The sequence below is a fragment of the Methylobacterium hispanicum genome (genome assembly GCF_022179285.1).
Classification (GTDB): domain Bacteria; phylum Pseudomonadota; class Alphaproteobacteria; order Rhizobiales; family Beijerinckiaceae; genus Methylobacterium; species Methylobacterium hispanicum.
The window spans coordinates 29,173-51,576 of sequence record NZ_BPQO01000011.1; the positions used below are offsets into that span (position 1 = coordinate 29,173).

The following is a 22,404-nucleotide window of genomic DNA, read 5'->3' on the forward strand; positions in this document are numbered from 1 at the left end:
CACGATCACCACCGGTAGATCAGGCTGCCGATGACCGTGGCGGGGGCGCCCCGATAGCAGAAGCCGGCCTGACAGGTGAAGTAGTCGCGGTCGAAGATGTTGTTCGCGTTCACCTGAGCGCGGAAGCCCTTGTAGGCCGGGTCGATGGCGGCGAAATCGTAGGCGATCAACGCGTCGAACAGCGTCACCGTCGGGTTCCGGACCGTGTTCTCGTCGTTGGCGAAGCTGTTGGCGTTGAAGCGGATGCCGCCACCGAGCGTCAGTCCGCGCAGGGCCGAGCTCGACGGGAACAGGTAGCTCAGGAAGCCGGTGAACGTGTCCCCCGGGATGCCCGAGAGGGCGTTGCCGTCGAGGGACTGGCCCGCGAACGAGGTCTGACTGAGATAGCGCAGGTTGAGATGCGTGTAGGCCAGGGTGAGGTTGGTGCCCGGCGCGAGATTGGCGATGGCCTCCATCTCGAAGCCGCGGGACTCGACGGCGCCGGTCGCCACCTGGAAGGCGACGTTGTTCGGATCCGTGCGCAGGACGCTGCTCTGGACGATGTCGAAGCCGGCGAACCCCGCCTGGATGTTCGTGCCGGGGATCAGGTATTTGACGCCGGCCTCGATCTGGTCCCCCGTCGCCGGCCGGAAGGCGCGTCCGGCGGCATCCACGCCCGGCTGCGGCGCGAAGGTGGTGGCGTAGCTGGCATAGGGGACGAGCCCGGGGGCCAGGAGATAGTTGAGGCCGACGCGGCCCGTGAAGGCCTGGTCGTTCTGCTGGGTCGCGGCAGCGGGGGCCGCGGTCGTGGTCTGGGACACCCAGTCGTAGCGCCCGGTCAGGGTCAGCACGAAGCGGTCGAACCGGGCCTGCTCCTGCAGGTACAGGCCGACCTGATCCTGGCTCTGCGCGGTGCGCGGACCCAGCAGCGGCGCGAGGATCGGCTGCTGGCCGTAATTGCGCGTGACGAGGTTGAGATCGGGGGCCGCACCGAAGCCGAAGCGATAGTTGAAGTCGGAATGCGCGTAGTCGAGCCCCGCCACCAGCGTGTGCGCGACCGGCCCGGTGGTGACGTGCGCCTCGATCTGGTTGTCGAGGGTGATCTGGCTGAGGAACTGCCGCGAGTATCCGGTCGACCGGCTGGCGCTCGTGCCGTCGGGGCTGAGGGCGCCGATCGACGCGTAGCGATAGTCGTTGCTGATGTCGTAGAAGCGGAAGTTCTGCCGGAAGACCAGATCCGCGTCGAAGCGGTGCTCGAACGCGTAGCCGACGCGCCCCTGCTGCTGCCGGAAGTCGTTGAAGGCCGGATCGCCCGAGTAGATCCGCGTCGGGCGCAGGTTCTGGTTGAAGAACGTCGTGCTGCCCGGAAGCTTGGTCTCCTGATACTCGCTCAGGAAGGTGAAGGTGGTGTCGGCGGACGGCTTCCAGGTGAAGGACGGCGCGATGTAGCTCCGGTCGTCCGAGCCCCCGGGAATGAAGGTGTCCGATTGGCGCTGGATTCCGGTGAGGCGGTACGCGAGGGTGCCGCCCGTGCCCTCGACCGGGCCGCCGATGTCGAAATTGCCCTGGTAGCGGTCGAAGTTGCCGACCTGCAGCTGCACCTCGCCGAAGGGGGTGAAGACCGGCCGCTTCGTGGTGACGTCGAGGATGCCGCCGGGCGAGCCGAGGCCGTAGAGGCCGGAGGCCGGCCCGCGCAGGATCGTGGCCGCCTCGATGCCGTAGGGCTCGATGCGCGGCACCGTCAGGCCGGCCGCGACCTGGCGCAGGCCGTCCCGGAAGATGCCGTCATAGGTCAGGCTGAAGCCGCGCACGTAGAACGAGTCGAAGCGCGGGTCGAAGCCGAAGACGTTCGACGATACGCCGGCCACGTAACCGATGGCCTCGTTGAGCGTCTGCACGTTGCGATCGTTGAGCGCCTCGCGGGTGAGCACCGTGACCGATTGCGGGGTCTCGAGCAGCGGCGTGTTGGTCTTGGTCGCGGTGGGGCTGATCCGGGCGGTGTAGCCGGCGACTCCGGACGGGCCGCCGCCGCCGCCGCTGGTCGCCGCCGTCCCGCCGTCACCCCCGCTGAGATTGGCCCCGCTCCCGATCCGGGGGCCAGGAACCGCGCCCTCGACGGAGAGTTGGTCGAGCTGCACGCTCGCCTGCTGTGCCGCCGCAGGCCCGGTGAGGGCTGTCGTGGCGAGGAGCAGAGCGAGGAACGAGGTGCGATGAGGCATAGGGCACGCTGATAGGCGCCCCGAGCGGCGCAGCAGCGATTTCATTGCCGCTCACGAGCTATAAGGCAAGTCGAAATCGTGATGTGAAAGACACACTTAGAGCACCTAAAAACTGAAGCCGTTCTAAACTACTCGAATAATCGATCGAAATGCTTGGTGTTACGTAGCGTCACGAGCCAGAAACCAGATGATCGTGCTCATGATCTTGGCAGGGATGCTTTCAAGCAGTGCAGCGACTGGCTGCCACGCCGCAATGCAGCAGGGCTCGCGCCGCCCGGACCGCCTGGGTCGGGCGGCGGTCAGACGGTCGCCTCGGAGCGCCACGCGCAGCGAAGCAGGCTCGGGCGCCGCGGCACCGAGGCTCAAGCTGCGGGCTTCGACGGGGTAACGCCCTCCACGTCGCCAACCTGGACGCTCGAGGGCGGCGTTTTCCGGGATCGGCTGGGCCGCCCCGTCGCATAGCGGGTGGCGTGGTGTTGCTGCGGGCGCCGCCGGACGGCGAATCCCCGCCCGAGCCATGACGGCTCCGGGCTGCGGCGGCCTTCCGGCGACGCGGTCAATCGCCCGGATCGGCCCAGGCGGCGAGGCCGCCGGACGCCAGGGCGTCGCGGGCGCAGTCGGCCCCGAGGACGGCGATCTCTTCGAAACTGGACCAGGCGCGGAGATCGATGCCGGCGAGGGCCGGCTTCAGCACCACGCTCGCCTGGCTGACCGCCATCATACTCTGGGCGTCGCTGGAGACGGTGGCGGCCCGGAGGAGCAGGGGGGCGATCGCCGGCATCGCATCGGGTGCGCCGAGCCAGCGCCGCAGGGTGCGGCCGCGCCAGGACCGCGTCGGCATGGCCTGGAAGGCGAGGTCGCTCCCGACATCCACCGCCAGGACCCGGCCGCGCTTCAGCCGGGCCATCACGTCGGCGGGGAGGTTGTTCATCATTCCGCCGTCGACGAGGACGCCCTCGGGCGTGCAGACCGGCGGCAGAAGCCCCGGGATCGCGATGCTGGCGCGCAGGGCCTCCGCGACGCGGCCCGCGCGGTGGATCATGGCGCTGCCCGTCGTCAGGTTCGACGAGACGCAGAAGAACGGCAGCCACAGGTTCTCGATCGTCGCGGTCCCGAAGCGTTCGGCGAGCCCGGCATCGACCTTCGCGCCCCGGGTCAGGGCGAGGTAGGGCAGGGTGTAGTCGTTCAGCGGATTCCGACCGACGAAGGACTCGATCGTGCGCGCCCGGATTTCCGCCACGTCCCATCCCATGGCGACGCTCGCGGCGATGATCGCCCCCATGCTGGTGCCGCCGACTAGGTCGATCGCCAGGCCCGCCTCCGCGAGCACCTCGAGAACGCCCAGATGCGCCAGGCCACGGGCTCCGCCCCCGCCCAGGACCAGCCCGCGCGCGCAACCGCTGACGAGCCGGGCCAAGCGGGCCATATCGGGGGCGCGCCCCGGGCGGACATGGATCGCCAGGGCGGCGGGACGCACGGCCGGAAGGGCGGCGGTGTCCGGATGGAGCGGCCTCGGCAGGTGCGCATCCGCGCCCTGGCAGATGACGAGATCCGTTTCCACCCAGTCCGAGCGGAGGCGCCCCCCATAGGCGCGCGCCGCCGGGCGCGGCGGCGCACCGGGATCGGCCAGCAGCAGAACGTGATCGGCGTGACGCAGGCAGAGCTGGCACCAGGGGCAGTCGATCTCGTGGGCGACGAAGATCGTGCGGGCATGCGCGGCCTCGAAGGCATGGAACCAGGCCTCGTCCGCCCCGGCCGGCCAGTCCGCGAGGCATCCGGTCCGGCCGGGCAGGACGGCATCGAGCGCTTCGGCGAGGCGAAGGCCGAAGCCGGTGGTGTCAGGGCCGTCCGTCACCGCCAGCACCGCGAAGCTGCGGGGCCGGTCGTCCAGGGGCTTGCCCTCGTAGACGGCGCGGAGGCGCTCGGCGACGAGGCGGCTGAAATAGAGGAGCGTCGCCGGGTGCTGCGCGATGATCCGCTCGAAGGCAGGGCGCGCCAGGTACAGAACGTGACTGTCGCGCAGGGCCGTCGCCGTGGCGGAGCGTGGCGCCGCGGAGAGGAGGGCCATCTCGCCGAGGGTCTCGGGCGGAGCGAGGCGGGCGATCCGCTTCGGGCGGCCGGTCTGGGGATCGCGCTTCGAGATCCCGATGCACCCCGAGACCAGCGTGTACAGCCCGTCGCCGGCGTCGCCCTCCGCGAAGAGCGTCGCGCCGCCGGGAACGGCGAGGGACACCATGTGGGCCGCGACGGCGTCCGCGAGTGCGGGCTCCAACCCGGCGAGAAACGGGATGTCGCCGAAACCTACGCCGTGCCCGCTCATGCCGGATCGGCCTTCAACTGCTGGGCGGCCCTGGCGTAGCCTCCATCGGCGCCGTCGACGAAATGGACGTGGCCGGCACGCATCACCGAGGGGCTGATGCAGGTCACCACGGCCGAATCCTGACGGGTCAGGCCGAAGCGCAGGAGCCCCGCGGTCCGGGCCGCGGCGAGCTGTGCTTCGATCGCGTCGGCGGTCGCGTGGGGGCAGGCGACGGTCAGGCGCAGACCGTCGTCGAACTTCCGGAAATCGGCATTCGCCGCGAGGTGGCGCCGATAGGTGCGCGGGGAAAACCCGCCGACGGGCAGGCCGAGCCGGAACACCGCATAGGCGAGGCAGGCCCGTCCGAACACGGCGATGCGGCGGAGCATCCGCGAGCCGGCCAGGGGCCCCGCGGCCGCGACCTCCGCCGCGAGGCCGGACCAGGGCGCGCGCATGTTCGGTCCCTGGGGCGGCAGCGGCCGTCCCGCGGCGGGGCTCGCCTCCACCACCGACAAGACCGCCTCGAGGGCGTTCCGCAGGTCGCGGCGGTCCGCCCCCGGTCTCGGAACGACGATGAGCGAGAGGACGACGCCATCCTTCGCCGCCAGGGGTTCGAAGCGGCAGGCCAGCCCGGTGAGGTCCGGCCGCGGTCCGTCCACCGTCGGCGTCAGGGCATAGGCGCCGCGCTTCATCAGCGTGTCGGCGAGGGTCAGGCCGCCGCCCATGAACATCGCGTAATCGGCATGCGCGGACGCCGCGTAGCGGGCGACCCGCAGATCGGCCCCGGCGGCGCGCAGGGCACCGACGGGGATCAGGGCCGTGCGCAGGTCGAGCGCGAGTTCGGCGCGGACCCAGCCGGCGGTCGCGGCGAGCACGCCGGCCACCGCCGCACGGTCGGCCGGGGCCACGAGCACGCTCGCGCCGTCGCCTCCGAAGGCGTAGCCGAACGAGACGCCCTTGAGTGCGTTGCGGACCGCTGCGATCACGGCCGCACCGGCGAAATTCACCGCCCGATAGCGCCCCTGCGCGATGGCGCCCGTCGAATCGATTACGTCGCAGAGACCGACCGCCCAGTCGTCCGGCACGCGTGCGTAGCGGCTCTCGTCGAGAACGTCGGCGAAATGTCCGAGGCAGGGCAGGGAGGCGTAGGAAAACGCCGGCTCGCCCGCTCCTGTGTCGTGACCACGCTCGTCCTGACCACCCTCGTCCTGGCGCATCGCCCGCCACCCCCGGGCGGCTCCGGTCGCCGCCTCCCTCTGCCGAACGACGGCACGGGTCCGGAGCCGTTCCGACTAGCGGGTCGACCCCTTGGTGCCGCCGAACATCATCTCCGAGTCATCGGCATAAGGCGAGACATCCTTCACCCTGTCCACCGGGAGCAGGACCATCATCCGTCCGTTCGGTGCCCTGACGACGTTGAACTTGCGGCCGTTTCTGTCGGATGCGACGGCGACGGAGGCCTCCATCGTCTCGAACGGCGACAGCGCGAAGCGCGTGCCGTAGGCCTCGATGGACCCGTCGGTTTGCGCCAAAGCCGGGGACGCCCACGCTGCGACACAGGAGAAACCCGTCGCGATCGCCAAGCGGATCATGTCTCACATCCTTCGGAAACGTCGTGACCTCGAAGGGGCAAGCCGATCACGCACCGGACCGTCGCCGGACCCCTTCGCTCCGTTCGACGGTAACGCCTCGATGGCAGGACCGTACAATACCGAGATGGCATGGTGACGATCAGCGTTCGGCGGGCTGTCACGGCGACGAAGACTGTCGAATCGGCACCGTCCCTCCGTTGCACGAGGGCGCGACAGGACGATTGCTTGCCATTCTGAGGCCATGGCGGCGATCCGGTCGCCCGGGCTCGCCGGCGACGGCCGAGGCCGAGGTCTGGGCATCGGCCTCGGCCGCGGGGCGGCCGAACCATGCGCCGGAAGGTGTTTTGCGAGTTGCCGGCATCAGGCTCACCCCGGCGCGAGGCCCGAAATCCGGATGCCGAGCCTCTCGGGACCGCGCAGGGACGCCCCCGGCCGGTAGGGCGGGGGATCCGCCATCAGACGGGGCGCGACCAGACGGCGGCTGAGGGCCACCAGGGCGATCTCGGCCTCGATCCGTGCGAGCGGGGCGCCCATGCAGTAGTGCAGCCCGCCGCCGAAGCCGAAATGCTGGTTGTCCTCGCGGTCCGGATCGAAGCGGTCCGGCTCCCGGAAGCGGGCCGGGTCACGGTTGGCGGCGGCGAAGAGCAGGATGACCGGCGCCCCCTTGGGGATGGTGCGCCCCGCGATCTCGATGGCCCCGAGGGCCTTCCGGGTCCGGAAATGCACGGGCGGCTCGTAGCGGAGCAGCTCCTCGATCACGCGCGGCGCCCGCTCGGGATCGGCGCGCAGGCGCTCCAGCTCCCGGGGATGGCGCAGCAGGGTCAACATGCCGTTGGTGATCAGGTTCACCGTGGTCTCGTGCCCCGCCACCAGCAACAGGATCGCCGTCGAGATCAGGTCGAAATCACCCATCGCCGGCTTGCCGGAGGGGCTCGGCGCCGCGAGGGCGCTGAGCAGGTCGGCCGTGGGGCGCCGCCGCTTCTCGCGGATCAGGGCCCGCATGTAGCCGGAGATCGCGTCGAAGGCCGCGACCGTCCGGTGCCGGCTGGCCTCGTCGTGCCGGGCATCGGGCTCCAGAGCGGTGGCGAGCTGCGTCGCCCACGCTTGGAACTGCGGCTCGTCCGCCTCCGGCACGCCGAGCATGTCGCAGATCACCGAGACCGGGAGCGGGTAGGACAGGTCCTCCACGAGGCAGACCTCGTCCCGCCCCCGGCAGGCGTCGATGAGGGCATCCACGTCCCGTACGACGCGCTGCCGCAGCGCCCGCACCCGCGCCACCGAGAATTCGCGCATCACGGCATGGCGGAGGGTGTCGTGATCGGGCGGATCGCGGAAGATCAGCGGGCGGTGCGCGGTGGCGATCCGGTCCTTGAGGGGGTTGAGGAGCCAATCCTTGAGAGGGTTGCCGGTGCGGGGGCGGTGGGACGGCGGCAGGTCCTCCGAGCTGAGGCGGGGATCGAAGATCAGGCTCCGGATCGCCTCATGCGTGCTCACCACGGCGCTGCCGTCGCGCTGGATCGACACCGGGCTTTCGCGAAGGCGCGCGTAGAGCGGATAGGGATCGGCCCGGTTGGCCGGGTCGAGCACCGCCTGGAACAAGGTATCCTCAGCCATGGCGAACCCCGATCGGGTGGAAGGTGGCACGCGCGGGCGGAAAGCCCGGCGCATGGGCGAGGAACGTCCCCTGGTCGGTCGCCTCCTCGATCGGCGGAAACGCCCGGCCCTCCGCGACCGCCTCGGCGTAGGCGGGGAGCCAGCGTGCCTGGTCGAACGACACGGCACCGACGCTGCGCCCGGCGCGTCCGTAGACGGCCAGGAAGCGCCGCGAGGCGCGCGTGCCCTGCACGATCGCGACCGCGTCGGCGCCGGCGTTCGCGCCCACCGCCTTGATGTTGATCCCGAACTGGCTCGACCAGAAGGCCGGCAGATGCCGATAGGTCTGCTGGTCCTCCGCCGCCGCCAGCATGTTGCGCGCGGCCTGTGCGGATTGGGCGACGGCGTTGCCCCAATGCTCCACCGACATCAGGCGGTCGCCGCAGAGCGCGTTCGGCCAGCGCGCGACATCCCCGGCGGCGTAGATGTCGGGGCAGGGCGTGCCGTCGGCGCGCAGGACGCGACAGGCGCCGTCGCAGGTCACGCCGCGCGAATCCGCCATCAGGCCCGCATCCGCCAGCCAGTCCGTGGCACGCGTCGCACCGAGGGCCACGATCACGAGGTCGGCCTCGACGGCGCGCCCGTCCGCGAGCTGCGCGCGGACGACCCGGCCCGACGCGTCGCCCTCGAAGCGAAGCACCTGTGCGCCGGCCTGGAAGGTGACGCCGGCATCCCTCAGGCAATCCACGAGCACGCCGCCGACCCAGGTGCCGAGGGAACGGGCGAGCGGCGTCGGGTTGGGATCGACCAGGGTGACCGGCAGTCCGAGATCGCGGCAGCAGGACGCCGCCTCGCAGCCGATCAGGCCGGCGCCGACGATGAGGACGCGCCGCGGGGCACCGGCCAGTGCGGTGCGCAGGCGGGCGGCATCGTCCCGGCTGCGCAGGGTGAAGACGTTCTGCAGGCGCCCCCCGGAAGCCGCCGGCCAGGGCCGCGCCTGCGCCCCGGTGGCGATGAGCAGGCGCTCGTAGGCGAGCCGCGTCCCGTCCGCGAGGGTGATCGCGCGCGCCTCCCGGTCGAGGGCGGTCGCCGCGTGGCCCAGGCGCCAGTGCGCGTCGAGGGCGACGAGTTCCGGCAGCCCGGTCGCGTCCGGTGCCAGTTCGCCGGACAGGACGTGCTTCGACAGGGGCGGCCGGTCATAGGGCCGATGCGGTTCGTCGCCTACGATCGTGAGACGCCCGGCATAGCCGTTGCGGCGCAAGGCCTCCGCGCCCCGGAGGCCGGCCAGCGAAGCGCCGACGACGACGATGCCGGCCGTGTCCCCGGCCGTCACGATGCGTCTCCGGGCTCGACCTGCAGGCTGATGGCACGGACCGGACAGGCCTGGACGGCCCGCTCGATCTCGCCCCGACGCGCACGCGGCGGCGCGGGATCGTAGAACAGGATCTCGTGGCCCCGCACCGCGAAGGCACCGGGTGCCGCGTAGCAGCACTGGGCGTAACCCTGGCAGCGGTTGAGGTCGACCACGACCCGCAAGGGGACGGGCGGGTCCGGGATCGGATCGGCGACATGCGTCATGGGTCGTGCCTCGCGGGTCGTCAGATGCCGATGAAGGGATCGACGTGATCGTCCGCCTGCGGAATCAGGCGGGCGACGGACGTCCAGGGCAGGCCGGTGGTGCCGACCAGCACCAGGGTGGCCATGAAGCCGACCAATCGCAGCGCGTCGCGCGGCGCCGGGCGACGATCCAGTGCGGACCGACATCCACGCCGGACTCCGCCGGGGAGCGTGAGCGCGCTCATGCGACGGCCTCCTCGACGACGGCGTGCGCCCCGGCGGCCTGGTCGATGGCACCGAGGATCGCCCGGCCCGAATCCAGCGCCTGGAAGTCGCGCGCCAGGGCCGCGGCACGGCTCCGGAAGCGGGGGCTCCCGAGAACCGTGTCGATCGCCGCGCGAAGGGCGTCGGACGTCGGGGCGTTCGTCGCCAGGTTAAGACCGGCTCCGGCCCAGGCGATGCGCGCACCGACCTCGGCCTTGTCCTCGGTGAGCCCCGCGGCGACGATGGGGACGCCCACCGCCAGGGCCTGCGAGACGCTGCCATAGCCGCCGTTGGTGACGAGGAGGCTGACCTGCGGAAGGAGAGCGTCGAACGGCAGGAACGAGGCCACGCGCGCGTTGCCGGGCAGCGGCGCCGTCAAGGCTTCGACCGGGCGGCCACCGGTCGTGACGACGACGAGAAGGTCGTCGCGGTCGGCCAGGGCGGCGAGGGTCGGCTCGATCAGTTCACCGAAATCCGCATTGGCCAGCGTTCCCTGCGTGACCAGCACGACGGGCTTGGCCGGATCGCGCGCCTGCCACCACGCGGGCAGCGCCGCGTCGGACTTCTGCGCCGGCAGGAGACCGACGAAGCGAAGATTGCGCGGCAGGCGTCCGAAATCATACTCGAAGGCCGGAACGGTCGGCTGGAGGAACAGGTCCGGCAGGACGGCGATGGCGTGCGGGAGCGAGGCCGGCAGGGCTGGGACGCCCAGCCGGGCCAGCTGCGTGTCCGTCGCGGCGCGGACGGGATCGACGAAGGCCGTGTCCATGCCGGCCTTCAGGAGAGCATAGTGGGCGCGCTCGACCTCCGTCCGCGCCGGCGGGAGGCCGAGCCCGACGGGGGCCAGGTCCGGCCGGTCCAGGAACAGGAAGCTGACGTTCAGGGTGACGATCGGGGGACGCGGGCCGGACCCGAGCAGCAGGGGCAGCACCCCGAGCATCATGCTCCCGGCGACGATCACGTCGGGTTCCTCCGCGGCGATCAGCGTCCGCAGGACCCCGGTCTGGAGGGGGATGGGATCGATGAAGCGCCGGGCGAACTCGATCCGATAGCGCTCCGGACCGGCCGGCAGGTCCGTCGCCCGGTACTCGGCCGCGTCGCCGTCGTCGTACGGCGCGAACCGGAGGCCGGACGCCTCGATCTTCGTCCGGAACCGCTCGGCGGTCATCATGACGACGTCGTCGCCCCGCGCCGCGAGCCGCCGGCCGACGGCGAGGAGGGGGTTGATATGCCCGGTCAGGGCCGTGGCTGCGATCAGCACCTTCATGGTGGAAACTCCTCGCTGCGCGGGTTGCGATGCTGGGATCTCGCGACCGGACCGCGATGGGTTACGCGGGTCCCGCGGCCTGCGTGCGCCTGCGCACCGGCCCCGGCCCGGAGGTGGCCACGCGGCCGCTTCACAAAGTCGGGCCCGGCGGATGCACGCATGCGACCGGCACCGGCCGTCGAAGGGCACGCCGACGACCGGAGCCATCGCCTTCGTCCCTCCGGGTCGACCGTCCGATGACCGGCCTCGGGCAGGCCTGGCGCTGCCGGCAGGGTGCAACGACAGCTCGCCGCGTTCAAAATTTCTGCAAGATTTTCACAAGACCTCCGAAATTGTCCCGATCCCCGTCCACGGCATCATACGGTCGCCAGCCTAGGCGTCGCGCAGTTCCGGTGCTCATGCCGTTTCGGCATTGTCGTCATAGGGGTTCTTTATATTGGATCGGCGACATCGCGGATCCTTGATATCCTCGACCGCGGATGTCCGGATCGTCGACCGCCGGAGGGGCCGACGGTGCGACGCCGCACGGCCATTGCACGCGTGACGTAACGCGGGCGCCGCGGTCGCGAACTCCCGGCATCCACCCAGGAGATATGCCATGCCCCCCCTGCGTCGCACCGCGCTTCTCACCGCCGCCCTGACCCATGCGACGGCCTTCGTCCTGGTCGTCGGTACGGCCTCCGCGAAACAGCCCGTGCCTTCGCCGCTTCCCGCGGCCTCGGTCCTGCTCCGTCCCATGACCGCCGGGAACGCGACGAAGGTCCCCGGCATCGGTCCGGCCAACCCTGGGGTGCCCGGCCCGGTCCGGGCGGCAGCCGACGGGCACCTCGGCCGGCTCTTGCGAGGGGCCGTCTGCACGGGTTGCTGAGATCGGTTCCGGACGACGGAGCCATCCATCCCGCCTTTGCCTCACGACCGCTCGGGCCGCAGGATTTGCGGTCTCGGCCCACGTCCTCCAGCGCTCCCGCGCGAAGCTCCGCCGGAGCCGGCCTGCACCGGCGCGATCCAGGCGCGATCAAGCCGCGATCACAGCGCGATCAAGGAAGGTCAGGACCATGGAACTTCACGAAATCCGCTACTTCCTCGCGGTCGGCGAGACGCGCAACTTCACGAAGGCCGCGGACGCCTGCCACGTCACGCAACCCGCCTTGACGCGGGCGATCCGCAAGCTCGAGGACGAACTCGGCGGGATGCTGGTGTCCCGCGAGCGCGGCAACATCCACCTCACGGATCTCGGCCGTCTGCTCGAGCCGAGCCTGCGCGCGATGATGGTCCAGGCGGGCGAGGCCAAGCGCACGGCGGAGAGCTTCCTGCGCCTGAAGGGGGCGCCGATCCGGCTCGGGGTGATGTGCACCGTCGGACCGGTCCGGTTCACCGGCTTCCTCAACGAATTCCGCGTCTCGCATCCCGGCATCGAACTGACGCTGATCGAGGGCATGTCCTCGGAGCTCAAGGAACTCCTGCGTAGCGGCGACCTCGACGTTGCCGTGATCTCGGACCCGGAGGGGTTCGAGCCGCCGCTCCACGCGAGCGTGCTCTACCAGGAGCCCTTCATCCTCGCGTGTGGACCGACCCACGCCTTCGCCGCCCGTACGGCGATCACGCTGGAGGACCTCGAGGGCGAGATCTACCTCCAGCGCATCCATTGCGAGTACCGGGATCGCCTCGCGCAGATGCTGGCAGAGCGCGGCGTCACCATCCGGCGCGCGCACCGCAGCGAGCGCGAGGACTGGATCCAGAGCATGGTGGCGGCCGGCATGGGCGTCTGCTTCCTGCCGTCGTTCTCGGCGACGGTCCCGGGCCTCGTGCAGGTCCGTGTCGTCGACCCCGAGGTCGCGCGCGAGGTCTGCATCGTGACGATCGCCCAGCGGCATCCCTCGCCGCCGATGGCGGCCCTGCTCGCGGCGCTGGATGCCTATGCCTGGACGAACGACGGCGAGTCCCACGACCGGACGGAACCGGCCCGGCCGGGCGCGGGCGAATGGGCGCGCGTCTGACAAGGGCCGGCGAGGCGGCGCCGGCGCGCTACGGCACCGGGACACGGAGGTGCCGGTCCAGCGCATCGAGGGCCGGAACAGCCCCCGCACGCCCGAGCCCGATCCGCAGGCGATCCGTCGGGACCCGCCCCAGGCGCGAGCGCCACAGGCTCGCCGGCAGGACGAGGATCCCGGCCCGGCGGGCGAGGTCCCGGGCGAAGCCGTCGGCGCCCTCGGGCCCGAGATAGCGCGGGAAGGCGAAGGCCAGGTTGTGCGAGGCGTCCGCCCCGAAGGTCTCCGGATGCCGGGCGATCAGGGCGTCGAGGCGCGCGCGGCTTCGGGTACCCACCGCCCGGCTGCGGGCGAGGATGCGCGCCTCGGCGCCGAGGGCCACATGGGCCAGCACCTCGCTCGCCGCGCACAGGCAGCTCGACATCCTGTTCTTGGCATTGAGGGCGGCCTCCAGGAGCCGCCGGTCGCGACAGGCGATCCAACCGACGCGGAGGCCCGCGAGGCCGAACCCCTTCGACAGGCCGTCGATGGAGATGCCGCGCTCGTAGAGGTCGGCGACCGCGGCCGTTCCCTGCGCGCGGTCCGGGGCGAGATTAGGAGCCCGATTCAGGGTATGCCGGTAGACCTCGTCGCAGACGAGCCAGAGACCGCGCCGGCGGCAGAGCGCGACGAGGTCGCCCATCGTCGTCGCGTCCAGGGTCGCGCCGGTGGGGCTGTTCGGCATGTTCATCAGGACGAGCCGGGTCCGGGGCGTGAGCGCGGCCTCGACCTCGCCGACGTCCAGGCGCCAGCCCTCGGTCTCCCGGAGGGCCACCCCGGTGGCGCCGCAGAGGGCGGTGACGGCCTCCTCGGAGGGCTGGTAGATCGGAAGCACGACCACCGCATGGTCCCGCGGCGTCAACAGTGCCGCGACCACCGCGGCCAGGGCCTCCTGCGCCCCGGCGCAGCAGAGCACGTCGTCGGCCGTCAGCCGCCGGTGGCGGGCCGCCACGGCACCCCGCAGCCAATCCGCTCCGCGCGGGTCGAGGTAGCCGAAGCCGAGGCCCCGCCAGCGCGCGCGATCGTCCTGCCCCGCGAGGTCGAGGAGGTCGGAGAGGGTCGTCGTCTCGGAATCTGAGGCGGCGAGGTCGTGCCGGACCGCCGGGATCCAGCGGCTCAGATAGGCTGCGAGGGCGAAGGGCTCCGTCACGGGCGCGGTGCCGGATGGGCCGGCGCGGCGGTCGCCGCCACCCGCAGGAAGGTCGTGACGATCTTCGTTCCGGCCCGAAGCGTTCCCCTGAACGAGCCCGCGACTTTGGACGCGCCGGCCGTCCGGCAGCGATAGGGCAGGGGCACCTCGTCGATGCGCAGGCCGGCCCGAGCCGCCTGCATCTGCATCTCGATGTTCCAGCCGTAGGTCATCTCCCGCAGCGCCAGACCCTGCAAGGCGGCCCGGTCGATGGCCCGGAACGCGCACATGTCGCTGTAGCGGGCCCCGTAGAGCGCGCCGATGCCGAAGCCCGCCAGCCGGCCGGCCAGGACCTGGTGCCAGAGCATGGCGCCGGGCTCGCGGTCTCCGCGGGTGCGGGAGGCGAGGACGAAATCCTGCTCGCCGCGCAGCACCGGATCGGCGATCCGCGCGATCAGGTCGCCGCGATCCGCCCCGTCGCCGTCCATGAAGACGATGACGCGGTGCGCCGGATCGGCCGCCTCCGCGCCGCGGGCGCAGGCCCGGCCGTAGCCGTGCCCGCCGTCGATGACCCGCGCCCCCGCTTCGCGGGCGATGCGGGCGGTGCCGTCCCGGCTGCCGCTGTCGGCGACGATCACGTCGCCGGCATAGGCGGCGGGGATCTCGCGGATGACCCTGCCGATCGAGCCGGCTTCGTTCAGCGTGGGAATGACGACGCTCACAGGCTCCATCGCATCCCGCAATTCTGGCAGGGCGCCGGCGGCGCGTTCGAGAGGAGCGCGGTGCGGAAGTCGCGGTAGGCCGGGCTGTTCCAGATCTCGCGCAGGCTCTGCTGGGTGGCATCGCCCAGGGTGTAGTTGCTGTAGCCGCGCACGGAGAAGGGAGCGATGCAGCAGGGCAGGGCCCGGCCGTGCGCGGTGAAGTACATCAGCGACCAGGGTCTCCGGCAGGTCGCCCAGGGCTGGTCCTCGCTCGTGCACTTCAGGCTCAGGCCGGGCTCGGTGGCGCCGGAGGCGTCGAGATTGACGCCGAGGTCCCGCCCGATGTCCTGGGCCGCCGCGATCGCCGCGAGCTCCTCGCCCTGGGTCGATTCGAAGAGCGAGAGGTCGGCGCGGGCCATGCCGTACCCGACCTCATCGAACACGAGGCGCTGGAGATGGACGTCGGTGACGCCCATCGCGGCGGCCAGGCGGACGAAGGCGGGGAGCTGCGCCACCGTCTCCCGCATGCCGGTCAGCCAGAGCGAGACGGCGGGCGTCGCGGCGCCGACCTGTTTCTGGAAGGCGACGAACTTGCCGACGTCGCGCACGATGCGGTCGAAGAAGTCCTTGCCGCGCACCTTCGCGTAGGACGTCCGGTCCGCGGCGTCGAGGGAGACGCGCAACTCGTCGAGGCCCGTATCGATGAGCGCCTGGAAGCGTTTCGGCTGCAGCAGGGTGCCGTTCGTATTGAACAGCACGTAGGTCCCCCGGTCCTTGAGGTAGCGGATCATCCGCGGCAGGTCCGCGACCAGCATCGGCTCGCCGACCCCGTGCAGGACCACGCGGGCGACGTTCGGCACCTGGTCGACGATGCGGGTGAACAGCTCCCAGCTCATGTCGGCCGGGGGCTCGAGCGCCTCGAAGGTCCGCGGGCAGGTCTCGCAGAGGAGATTGCAGCGGTTCGTCACCTCCAGGTAGAGGCAGACCGGCGGGGTCTCCGCGTCACCGGAGCGTTCCCGCCCGACCTCCTCGAAGTAGCGGCGCGGGTCCTTGATCGCGGCGGAGGCTGACATCAACGCTGTCCTTCCGGGCTTGGGATCGGGGTGACGGTGCGGGCCCTGAGCAGGTCGCGGAGCGCGAGGGCGATCGCGGGCCCGAAGACGAGGCCGGGCCAGAAGAACCGCTCGTCGAAGGGGTCGACGTAGAACAGGACCGGCGCGGCCGAGAGCCAGACCACCGCCGGGATCGGCGCGACGACCGCCGGGAGGGCAAGCCAGGCGTAGTACCAGGCGTAATGCGGGTTCGCCGCGGCGGTGGTGCACGCGATGAGGATCGCGGTGTCCCGGCACAGGGCGATGGTCGCGGCCGGTCCCCGCAACGCCGGCCCGCGGGCGATGCGGAAGGCCAGCGCCCCGAGCAGGATGGCGGCGCCAATCAGGTAGATCCGTCCCGCTCCGTCCGGCAGGGGCACGAGATGGGACAGGCCGGCCAGCAGCCAGACCCCCCGGCCGGAGCGATAGCCCTCCTCGTCGCCGTAGGCGGACAGGAAGCCGAGGACCCCCGAACCCACCGAGAGATAGGGGGCGTAGAGAAGGGCGATGACGGCGAGGCCGGCCAGCACCGGCCTCCAGAACCGGCCGCCGCGCAGGAAGGCGGGCGCGGCCGCCACCGGCAGGAACTTGACCAGAACGGCCGCCGCCAGCATCGCCCCGGCAAGGCCTTCCCGCGCCCGCGCCCGGCACAGGAGCGCGACGGCGAGCAGGCCGATGGCGATGGCGTCGACATGGCCGTCGCAGGCGAAGGACCAGAGCGCGAGGGGGTTCCAGGCGTAGAGCAGGACCCGTTCGCGCGGGAGCCGCGCCAGCGACAGCAGGCCCAGGAGACAGAGCAGGGCCAGGGCCTCGAAGCCGACCATGGCGAGCTTCATGCCGAACACCGTCGGCGTGAGCATGCCCACGAGGGCGAACACGGCCTGGGCCGCCGGGGGGTAGATCGTCAGCGCGTAGGTCGCGCGGTTGATCCAGGGGAACACCGCCGGGTCGCGCAGGTGCGCGAGGGCCGGATCGACGGGCAGGTAGCGGTAGGGATTGATGCCGGCGGCCTGGACCTGCCCATCCCAGACATAGCGGTAGATGTCGCTCGACAGGAACGGCAGCGCGGGCAGCAGCGCCGCGCGCATCACGAGCGCGATGCCGACGATGATCCAGAAGGCGCAGGGCGGCAGGACGGTCCGCAGCACGAGCCGGACGGCGAGGAGGTAGACTCCGACGCCGAGGGCCAGGATCCCGACGAAGACGTTGGCCCGTTCCGGCGAGCCGACGGTGTCGGCGCCGGGCACGTGCAGCATCAGCGCACCGAGCATGAGCAGGGCGAGCAGGAGGCCGAGCCCGGTCAGGCGTGCCAGCGGCGCGTTCATGCGGGGGCCAGACGGTCGGCGAGGCGCCCGGTCCGTTCGAGCCTGCCGAGCAGCGCCCGCGTGACCGGTGCGGCATAGCCGCCGGTCTCGGCGATCAGCACGGACAGGGACGGGGCGTCGTCGACATCGTACCAGGGATCGAGCTCGACCAACGGGAGTCCGATCGCGCGCGCCCGCGCCCGGGTCGCCGCCGCGACCGAGTCGGTGCTCCAGGCGATGTCCGCGAACATCTCGGCATGCGCGGCCTTCAGGCCGAGGAGGTAGTATCCGCCGTCGTCCGACGCGCCGAGCACGGCCCGGTCGCCCGGGGCGAGAAGCTGCTCGGCCGCCTCGATCAGCCGGCGGGTCGGCAGGGTCGGGCTGTCGGAACTGAGCACGCAGGCCGCCGCATGGCCGCGCGCCAGCATGCCCCGGATCGCGTGGAGCAGGCAGCGGCCGAAGCCCTGGACCCCCGCCGGCATCGGCGGCGTGCCGTCGGCCAGGACGAGCCCGGTCCGCGCCCCCACATGGGCGGCGACCCGGGCCTCCGATCCGTGCGGCGCATAGGCCGCGTAGGCGGTGATCGGCGCGGATCGGGCCGCGTCCGCGATGTTGGCGGCGGTGTCCCGGAGGAAGGCGGCGCTGAGCGCGGCGGCCTCGTCCGGTGTCAGCGGCGGGCACAGGCGGGTCTTGGAGCGGCCGGCCTGCGGGGCCTTCGCCATGATGCCGATGGCGCAGGTCGGAGGGCGCGGGCCGCCCGCCGCGCGGGGCTCGGCGGCGCTCACAGGCCGCTGAACCAGTTGAAGCCACGGCTCTCCCAGTAGCCGGCCTGATAGACGTTGCCGACTTCGATCGCGGTGATCCATTTCGGATTCTTGAAGCCGAGCTTCGTCGCGGTGCGCAGCCGCAGGGGGTAGCCGAACGGATCGGGCAGGGTCTCGCGGGCGTACCGGGTCGCCAGCAGCGTCTGCGGGTGCAGCGCGGTCGCCATGTCGATGCTGCTCGGATAGTCGTCGGCGGTCTTGAAGGACACGTACCGGGCCTTCAGGTCGGCGCCGATCCGCTCGAGGAAGGTCCGCAAGGGCACGCCCGACCATTGGCCGATATAGTCCCAGCCCTCGACGCAGATGTGCCGGATGATGATCTCCTTCTCCGGCAGGGCCGCGAGATCCTGCCGCGTCCAGGACCGCTTGTTCTCCACGAGGCCCGCGACCTCGAGGCGCCAGGCCTCACCGTCCACCGGACGGATCTCCTCGATCGGATAGTAGGCGTTGAAGCGCGGCGGCTTGAGCACCCGGCTCTCGGGGTATTCGGGCGCGAGCCTGTTCGGATCGAACAGGGCGGCCTGGACGCCGTCGTTGAGGGACGAGACCGCCCGCAGGGCCTTGCCGACGGCGCTGGATTCGCCGACGTCGCAGCCCGTCAGCATGGTCAGCGCCCCGAGCGAGAGGCCGCCCCGCAGGAGACCGCGCCGCTCCAGGGAGCGGATTTCCGGGCGATGGTCGTCGAGGATGTGGGGGTCCGGGCGCGATCCGGGACGGAATAGGGACCTCATCGCGGCTCTCCAGCGTGGGGGTTTCGGAGGCGAGGCGGGGCGAGGCGCGGACCGCCGCTGAGCATCGCCCAGAGGGTCCGGGGCACGAGGAGGGCCAGCGTGACGTGCACGAGCAGGAAGCAGACGATGACGGCCATGCCGAGGAAATGCGCCAGGCGGGCGCCCTGGAAGGTGCCGAACAGGTCGACGAGCCAGGAGAACTGGACCGGTTTCCACACCGCCAGACCGGTGATGACCTGCATCACCCCGGCGACCATCACGACGAGGTAGAGGATCTTCTGGACCGCGTTGTAGACGGTGAGATCGTCGTGCGAGATCTGGAAGCGCAGCGTCTCGCGCACGGTCCGGATCACGTCGGCGATGCGGATCGGGAGGAGCCGCTCGCGAAACCGTCCCGTGACGAAGCCGTAGACCAGGTAGGCGAGGCCGTTCAGCGCCAGCACCCACATCCCGGCGAAATGCCAGAGCAGGCTCTCGGCCGCCCAGCTGCCCAGGCGGACCGGCTGCGGAAAGTACAGCGACCCGAAGATCACCGAGTCGTTGTAGATGCCCCAGCCCGAACCGATCATCACGATCATCGCGACCGCGTTGATCCAGTGCATGATCCGCACCGGCCAGGGGTGCAGCCGCGGTCCGTCGGACGCGAAAGATTGGGAGATAGTCACGGTCATAACCCCCTTTTCGTCGCGAAAACGAGGTTCGTTACCATGTGACCTGAAAGAAGATTGATGACATTTTGTAATCGCGAGGATGCACAAATAGTATCGTCGACAGGTCACGGTCATGTCTTGCCAAGACGAGCCGACCTCGCCGATCATGAAGCCCTTTCCGCGCCGAGACCGGCCCCGGGGCCTGCCCTCGCGGGCCGCGCGCCGACGGAGCATCCCCATGGCCCTTCGCCTGTCCGTGATCGCCCTGGCTGCGCTGGTCTCGACCGCCGCCGTCTCCGAAACGGCCGTCGCCACGTCGACGCTCGCGGAGAAGGCCGCCCGCCGCTACCCGCAGCCGGTCCGGGTCGGCGACCTCGTCGGCCGTCAGGTGCTGGAGCCGGTTCCGGCCCAGCACGTGCTCGGCCGCGTGGCGGCCATCGACCGGAATCCGCGCGGCGGGATCGACATCCTCATCCGGTCCGGAGGCTTTCTCGGTTTCGGCACGCGGCTGATCGCGGTGCCCGTCGAAGCCGTCGCGCTTCTCGGCGAGCATGTCGCCGTGCTGGACTTCACGCCGGAGCAGCTGCGCGGATTCCCGACCGTGAATGACGCCGACCTGCGCGCCCTCGCCCCCGACGCGAGCATCCGCGTCGGGCTGACGAAGCCGTTTCATTAGTCAGGCCGTCCGGACGGCTCACGGGCCGTCCGCGTGCAGGACGGGGCGAGGGACATCGTGAGCCCGGATGGGCCGGCGCCCGGGCGTCGGCCTGCGAATCCTGGCGCGGCTGCGCCCGCCCCGGCGCGGCGCGTCCAGGCGCCGGGAGCCGTGGCCCAGGCTCAGGCCCGGGGCCCCTCGACCGCCTCGCCCTGGGTGAAGTCGCGCCAGAGCAGGATCAGCGCCGCCATGACCGCCGGGCCGAGGAACAGCCCGAGGAGGCCGAAGGTCTCGACACCGCCGAGGATGCCGAGCAGCACCCAGAGGAAGGGCAGGCGGGTGGTGCCGCCGATCAGGGCCGGGCGCACGAAGTGGTCGGCCACGAAGGTGACCACGAAGCCCGCCGCCACCACGACCACCGCCGGCACCACCGCACCGTTGGCGAGCAGGATCGCCGCCGCGATGCCGAAGACCAGGGGCGCCCCGAACGGGATCATCGCCGCCACCGCCGTGAGGGCGCCCAGGAGCACCGGGTGCGGCACGCCCGCGAAGTAGTAGACGATGCCCAGGAGTACGCCCTCGCCGAGGCCGACCAGCACGAGGCCGTCCACGGTGCCGTGGACCGAGGCCACCATCTGTCGCGCCACCCGCTCGCCGCGGGGACCGAACAGCTTGGCGCTGGCGGCCAGCACCTGCGCGGCGACCGCGCGGCCATCGCGGAACAGGAAGAACAGCGCCACCAGGGTGAAGCCGAACAGCACCACGCGGCGGACGATCTGCGCCCCGAGGCTGCGGGTCACCCCGATCACCGAAGAATTGTCGAAGCGGTGCAGGAGCTCCGAGCCGGCGGCCGGGTGGCTGAGGTTCTCCGCCCACCAGGCCTGCGCCTGCGCCGCCCCGAAGGGCAGGTGGCCGAGGAAGTCCGGCACGGGGATGCCGGATTTCTCGAAGGAGCGGGCCCAGGCGACCACGTCGTGGGCCTCCCGCGCCGCCTGCACGCCGAGCACCACCAGGGGGATCAGGAAGACCAGGGCCACCGCCGCGGTGAACAGGAGCGGCAGCAGCAGGTTGTGCCGGCCCGGCGGCCAGCGCCGCTCGGCGCGGGCGTAGAGGGGGCCGAGGGCGATCGCCAGGATCACCGCCCAGACCAGGGCCGGGATGAAGTGGTGCAGGACCCAGATCCCGAGGCCCGCCAGGGCGAGGACCAGGGCGAGGCGCGCGAGGCTCTGCGCCGAGCCGGAGAGCGGGTGCGCCCCCGCACGCGGCGGATGATCGGGAAGCAGGCGCGGGTCGGGCGCGCCCGCCGGCGGCGTGCCGGCCGGCGTCACGGAGGGAAGCTGGACCATCGTGTTGTTCGACCTCGTGCGGAGCGGCCGCGGCGGCCACGTCCTGCCAGCCCATCTAGTCCATCGCCGCGGGATCGGAATGGAGGTCCCGGCCGGATCGCGACGCCGTGATGGCCACGGTTGCCCCTCTGGACCCCCTCGTGTAAGGGACCGCCTTCACTTCCAGGGCGGCGGCAGCGCCGGCCCACGGGGCATGCTGCGCGACCGGGGGCACCGGGCATCATGCGCCGGATCGCTCCGGCCCCCGATCGGCACGGGCCGAATCCGGCGGGATACCCAGTCACACGGCGAGAACGCATGTCCGACCAGACCCATACCGCCACCTTCGACCGCGTCGCGGACATCATCGCCGACACCGCCGACATCCCGCGGGACACGATCACCCCCGAGAGCCACGCCATCGACGATCTCGGAATCGATTCGCTCGCCTTCCTCGACATCGCCTTCGCGGTCGACAAGGCCTTCGGCATCAAGCTCCCCCTCGAGCGTTGGACCCAGGAGGTCAACGAGGGCAAGGTGCCGGCCGAGGAGTACTTCGTCCTGAAGAACCTCTGCGCCCGCATCGACGCCCTCGTCGCCGAGAAAGCCGCCAAGGCCTGAAGCCGGACCGCCCGGGCAGCCCCCGGGCGACCGACGCCGCCCCTTCGACCCCGCCCGCCCGGGACCCAGGACGCCATGCGCCTCGAATATTTCGAGATGATCGACGCCGTGACCCGCTTCGACCGCGAGGCCGGCCGCATCGAGGCCCTGGCCCGCGTGCCGATGGAGAGCCCGGTCTTCGAGGGGCACTTCCCCGACCACCCGCTGGTGCCGGGCGTGCTGCTCACCGAGACCATGGCCCAGGCCTCGGGCTACCTCGTGCTCGCCCATCTGGGATTTCGGCAGATGCCGTTCCTGATGGGCGTCGACAAGGCGCGCTTCCGGTCCTTCGTCGGCCCGGGCGCCGAACTGCAGATCGAGGCCAGCCTCGAGCATGACGGCTCGGGCTACGCGGTGACGAAGGCGGCGATCCAGCACGACGGCAAGCCCCTGGCCAATGCCGAATTGCGCTTCCGCACCATGCCGTTCCCGGCCGGCCTCGACGGGCCGATGCGCGCGCGGGCCCGCAAGATCGGCCTGTTCGATCTCGCGGGCGAGCCCGCGTGAGCGGGCGGGCGAGCAGATACGCATGAGCGT

The 22,404-nt window shown here is 71.5% G+C and carries 22 protein-coding genes; 5 read left to right on the forward strand and 17 right to left on the reverse strand.

Going from position 1 to position 22,404, the window contains the following annotated elements; translation table 11 throughout:
* Positions 1-5: 5 nt before the first annotated feature.
* The 9 genes from MFF56_RS14085 to MFF56_RS14125 all read right to left on the reverse strand — a co-directional run bounded on the left by MFF56_RS14085 (position 6) and on the right by MFF56_RS14125 (position 10,770).
* Positions 6-2,198, reverse strand: a complete 2,193-nt coding sequence (locus MFF56_RS14085) for a TonB-dependent siderophore receptor (protein WP_108038980.1) — start codon at positions 2,196-2,198, stop codon at positions 6-8.
* A 556-nt stretch (positions 2,199-2,754) separates the two neighbouring features.
* Positions 2,755-4,518, reverse strand: coding sequence for a patatin-like phospholipase family protein (locus tag MFF56_RS14090; protein WP_238230169.1), 1,764 nt, complete (start codon positions 4,516-4,518; stop codon positions 2,755-2,757).
* Complete coding sequence (locus tag MFF56_RS14095) at positions 4,515-5,714, reverse strand: DUF3095 domain-containing protein (RefSeq protein WP_238230170.1); 1,200 nt, start codon at positions 5,712-5,714, stop codon at positions 4,515-4,517. The genes MFF56_RS14090 and MFF56_RS14095 overlap by 4 nt, the downstream gene beginning before the upstream one ends.
* A 75-nt stretch (positions 5,715-5,789) precedes the next feature.
* On the reverse strand, positions 5,790-6,089 hold the full coding sequence (locus MFF56_RS14100) for a hypothetical protein (protein WP_108038976.1): 300 nt from the start codon (positions 6,087-6,089) through the stop codon (positions 5,790-5,792).
* Positions 6,090-6,455: 366 nt separating this feature from the next.
* On the reverse strand, positions 6,456-7,703 hold the full coding sequence (locus MFF56_RS14105) for a cytochrome P450 (protein ID WP_238230171.1): 1,248 nt from the start codon (positions 7,701-7,703) through the stop codon (positions 6,456-6,458).
* The gene (locus tag MFF56_RS14110) at positions 7,696-9,015 is read right to left on the reverse strand and encodes an NAD(P)/FAD-dependent oxidoreductase (protein ID WP_238230172.1); all 1,320 of its coding nucleotides are present in this window, start codon (positions 9,013-9,015) and stop codon (positions 7,696-7,698) included. The genes MFF56_RS14105 and MFF56_RS14110 overlap by 8 nt, the downstream gene beginning before the upstream one ends.
* A complete protein-coding gene (locus MFF56_RS14115) occupies positions 9,012-9,218 on the reverse strand; it encodes a ferredoxin (protein WP_108039011.1) in 207 nt (68 codons plus the stop codon). Before MFF56_RS14115 ends, MFF56_RS14110 begins: the two co-directional genes overlap by 4 nt.
* Before the next feature lie 62 nt (positions 9,219-9,280).
* Positions 9,281-9,484, reverse strand: coding sequence for a hypothetical protein (locus MFF56_RS14120; protein WP_146180508.1), 204 nt, complete (start codon positions 9,482-9,484; stop codon positions 9,281-9,283).
* Positions 9,481-10,770, reverse strand: coding sequence for a glycosyltransferase (locus MFF56_RS14125; RefSeq protein WP_238230173.1), 1,290 nt, complete (start codon positions 10,768-10,770; stop codon positions 9,481-9,483). The genes MFF56_RS14120 and MFF56_RS14125 overlap by 4 nt, the downstream gene beginning before the upstream one ends.
* 598 nt (positions 10,771-11,368) lie before the next feature.
* Here MFF56_RS14125 and MFF56_RS14130 point away from each other — a divergent pair.
* Both MFF56_RS14130 and MFF56_RS14135 read left to right on the forward strand, forming a co-directional pair.
* Positions 11,369-11,638 (forward strand): hypothetical protein, encoded by a 270-nt coding sequence (locus tag MFF56_RS14130; protein ID WP_238230174.1) that lies wholly within the window; start codon positions 11,369-11,371, stop codon positions 11,636-11,638.
* Between the two features lie 187 nt (positions 11,639-11,825).
* The gene (locus tag MFF56_RS14135) at positions 11,826-12,767 is read left to right on the forward strand and encodes a LysR family transcriptional regulator (RefSeq protein WP_108038967.1); all 942 of its coding nucleotides are present in this window, start codon (positions 11,826-11,828) and stop codon (positions 12,765-12,767) included.
* Between the two features lie 28 nt (positions 12,768-12,795).
* Here MFF56_RS14135 and MFF56_RS14140 read toward each other — a convergent pair whose 3' ends face one another.
* From MFF56_RS14140 to MFF56_RS14170, 7 genes are read right to left on the reverse strand one after another with little or no spacing between them, the layout of a single operon-like run.
* On the reverse strand, positions 12,796-13,947 hold the full coding sequence (locus MFF56_RS14140) for an aminotransferase class I/II-fold pyridoxal phosphate-dependent enzyme (RefSeq protein WP_238230175.1): 1,152 nt from the start codon (positions 13,945-13,947) through the stop codon (positions 12,796-12,798).
* Positions 13,944-14,657, reverse strand: a complete 714-nt coding sequence (locus MFF56_RS14145) for a glycosyltransferase family 2 protein (RefSeq protein WP_238230176.1) — start codon at positions 14,655-14,657, stop codon at positions 13,944-13,946. Before MFF56_RS14145 ends, MFF56_RS14140 begins: the two co-directional genes overlap by 4 nt.
* Positions 14,645-15,700, reverse strand: a complete 1,056-nt coding sequence (locus MFF56_RS14150) for a radical SAM protein (RefSeq protein ID WP_238230177.1) — start codon at positions 15,698-15,700, stop codon at positions 14,645-14,647. The genes MFF56_RS14145 and MFF56_RS14150 overlap by 13 nt, the downstream gene beginning before the upstream one ends.
* The gene (locus MFF56_RS14155) at positions 15,700-17,043 is read right to left on the reverse strand and encodes an MptA/MptB family glycosyltransferase (RefSeq protein ID WP_238230178.1); all 1,344 of its coding nucleotides are present in this window, start codon (positions 17,041-17,043) and stop codon (positions 15,700-15,702) included. Before MFF56_RS14155 ends, MFF56_RS14150 begins: the two co-directional genes overlap by 1 nt.
* Complete coding sequence (locus MFF56_RS14160; RefSeq protein ID WP_238230179.1) at positions 17,040-17,807, reverse strand: TIGR04282 family arsenosugar biosynthesis glycosyltransferase; 768 nt, start codon at positions 17,805-17,807, stop codon at positions 17,040-17,042. Before MFF56_RS14160 ends, MFF56_RS14155 begins: the two co-directional genes overlap by 4 nt.
* Positions 17,804-18,577, reverse strand: coding sequence for a molybdopterin-dependent oxidoreductase (locus MFF56_RS14165; RefSeq protein WP_238230180.1), 774 nt, complete (start codon positions 18,575-18,577; stop codon positions 17,804-17,806). Before MFF56_RS14165 ends, MFF56_RS14160 begins: the two co-directional genes overlap by 4 nt.
* On the reverse strand, positions 18,574-19,248 hold the full coding sequence (locus MFF56_RS14170; RefSeq protein WP_283207426.1) for a cytochrome b/b6 domain-containing protein: 675 nt from the start codon (positions 19,246-19,248) through the stop codon (positions 18,574-18,576). The genes MFF56_RS14165 and MFF56_RS14170 overlap by 4 nt, the downstream gene beginning before the upstream one ends.
* Before the next feature lie 217 nt (positions 19,249-19,465).
* Between MFF56_RS14170 and MFF56_RS14175 the strand changes: the two genes are divergently transcribed.
* Positions 19,466-19,903: a hypothetical protein gene (locus MFF56_RS14175; protein ID WP_108038950.1), complete on the forward strand. Its 438-nt coding sequence runs from the start codon at positions 19,466-19,468 to the stop codon at positions 19,901-19,903.
* Between the two features lie 161 nt (positions 19,904-20,064).
* Here the strand turns inward: MFF56_RS14175 and MFF56_RS14180 are convergent, their stop codons facing one another.
* Positions 20,065-21,228: an AI-2E family transporter gene (locus MFF56_RS14180; protein WP_238230182.1), complete on the reverse strand. Its 1,164-nt coding sequence runs from the start codon at positions 21,226-21,228 to the stop codon at positions 20,065-20,067.
* A 297-nt stretch (positions 21,229-21,525) separates the two neighbouring features.
* Here MFF56_RS14180 and MFF56_RS14185 point away from each other — a divergent pair, with 297 nt between their 5' ends.
* Both MFF56_RS14185 and MFF56_RS14190 read left to right on the forward strand, forming a co-directional pair.
* Positions 21,526-21,828, forward strand: coding sequence for an acyl carrier protein (locus MFF56_RS14185; RefSeq protein ID WP_055949487.1), 303 nt, complete (start codon positions 21,526-21,528; stop codon positions 21,826-21,828).
* A 75-nt stretch (positions 21,829-21,903) separates the two neighbouring features.
* Positions 21,904-22,374 (forward strand): 3-hydroxyacyl-ACP dehydratase FabZ family protein, encoded by a 471-nt coding sequence (locus tag MFF56_RS14190; RefSeq protein WP_056220162.1) that lies wholly within the window; start codon positions 21,904-21,906, stop codon positions 22,372-22,374.
* Positions 22,375-22,404: the final 30 nt, after the last annotated feature.

Bases quoted from the DNA above. Each gene is read 5' to 3' on its own strand.
- MFF56_RS14085 (WP_108038980.1), bottom strand. From the start codon at position 2,198: ATGCCTCATCGCACCTCGTTCCTCGCTCTGCTCCTCGCCACGACAGCC.
- MFF56_RS14090 (WP_238230169.1), bottom strand. From the start codon at position 4,518: ATGAGCGGGCACGGCGTAGGTTTCGGCGACATCCCGTTTCTCGCCGGG.
- MFF56_RS14095 (WP_238230170.1), bottom strand. From the start codon at position 5,714: ATGCGCCAGGACGAGGGTGGTCAGGACGAGCGTGGTCACGACACAGGA.
- MFF56_RS14100 (WP_108038976.1), bottom strand. From the start codon at position 6,089: ATGATCCGCTTGGCGATCGCGACGGGTTTCTCCTGTGTCGCAGCGTGG.
- MFF56_RS14105 (WP_238230171.1), bottom strand. From the start codon at position 7,703: ATGGCTGAGGATACCTTGTTCCAGGCGGTGCTCGACCCGGCCAACCGG.
- MFF56_RS14120 (WP_146180508.1), bottom strand. From the start codon at position 9,484: ATGAGCGCGCTCACGCTCCCCGGCGGAGTCCGGCGTGGATGTCGGTCC.
- MFF56_RS14125 (WP_238230173.1), bottom strand. From the start codon at position 10,770: ATGAAGGTGCTGATCGCAGCCACGGCCCTGACCGGGCATATCAACCCC.
- MFF56_RS14130 (WP_238230174.1), top strand. From the start codon at position 11,369: ATGCCCCCCCTGCGTCGCACCGCGCTTCTCACCGCCGCCCTGACCCAT.
- MFF56_RS14135 (WP_108038967.1), top strand. From the start codon at position 11,826: ATGGAACTTCACGAAATCCGCTACTTCCTCGCGGTCGGCGAGACGCGC.
- MFF56_RS14145 (WP_238230176.1), bottom strand. From the start codon at position 14,657: ATGGAGCCTGTGAGCGTCGTCATTCCCACGCTGAACGAAGCCGGCTCG.
- MFF56_RS14150 (WP_238230177.1), bottom strand. From the start codon at position 15,700: ATGTCAGCCTCCGCCGCGATCAAGGACCCGCGCCGCTACTTCGAGGAG.
- MFF56_RS14155 (WP_238230178.1), bottom strand. From the start codon at position 17,043: ATGAACGCGCCGCTGGCACGCCTGACCGGGCTCGGCCTCCTGCTCGCC.
- MFF56_RS14165 (WP_238230180.1), bottom strand. From the start codon at position 18,577: ATGAGGTCCCTATTCCGTCCCGGATCGCGCCCGGACCCCCACATCCTC.
- MFF56_RS14170 (WP_283207426.1), bottom strand. From the start codon at position 19,248: ATGACCGTGACTATCTCCCAATCTTTCGCGTCCGACGGACCGCGGCTG.
- MFF56_RS14175 (WP_108038950.1), top strand. From the start codon at position 19,466: ATGGCCCTTCGCCTGTCCGTGATCGCCCTGGCTGCGCTGGTCTCGACC.
- MFF56_RS14180 (WP_238230182.1), bottom strand. From the start codon at position 21,228: ATGGTCCAGCTTCCCTCCGTGACGCCGGCCGGCACGCCGCCGGCGGGC.
- MFF56_RS14185 (WP_055949487.1), top strand. From the start codon at position 21,526: ATGTCCGACCAGACCCATACCGCCACCTTCGACCGCGTCGCGGACATC.
- MFF56_RS14190 (WP_056220162.1), top strand. From the start codon at position 21,904: ATGCGCCTCGAATATTTCGAGATGATCGACGCCGTGACCCGCTTCGAC.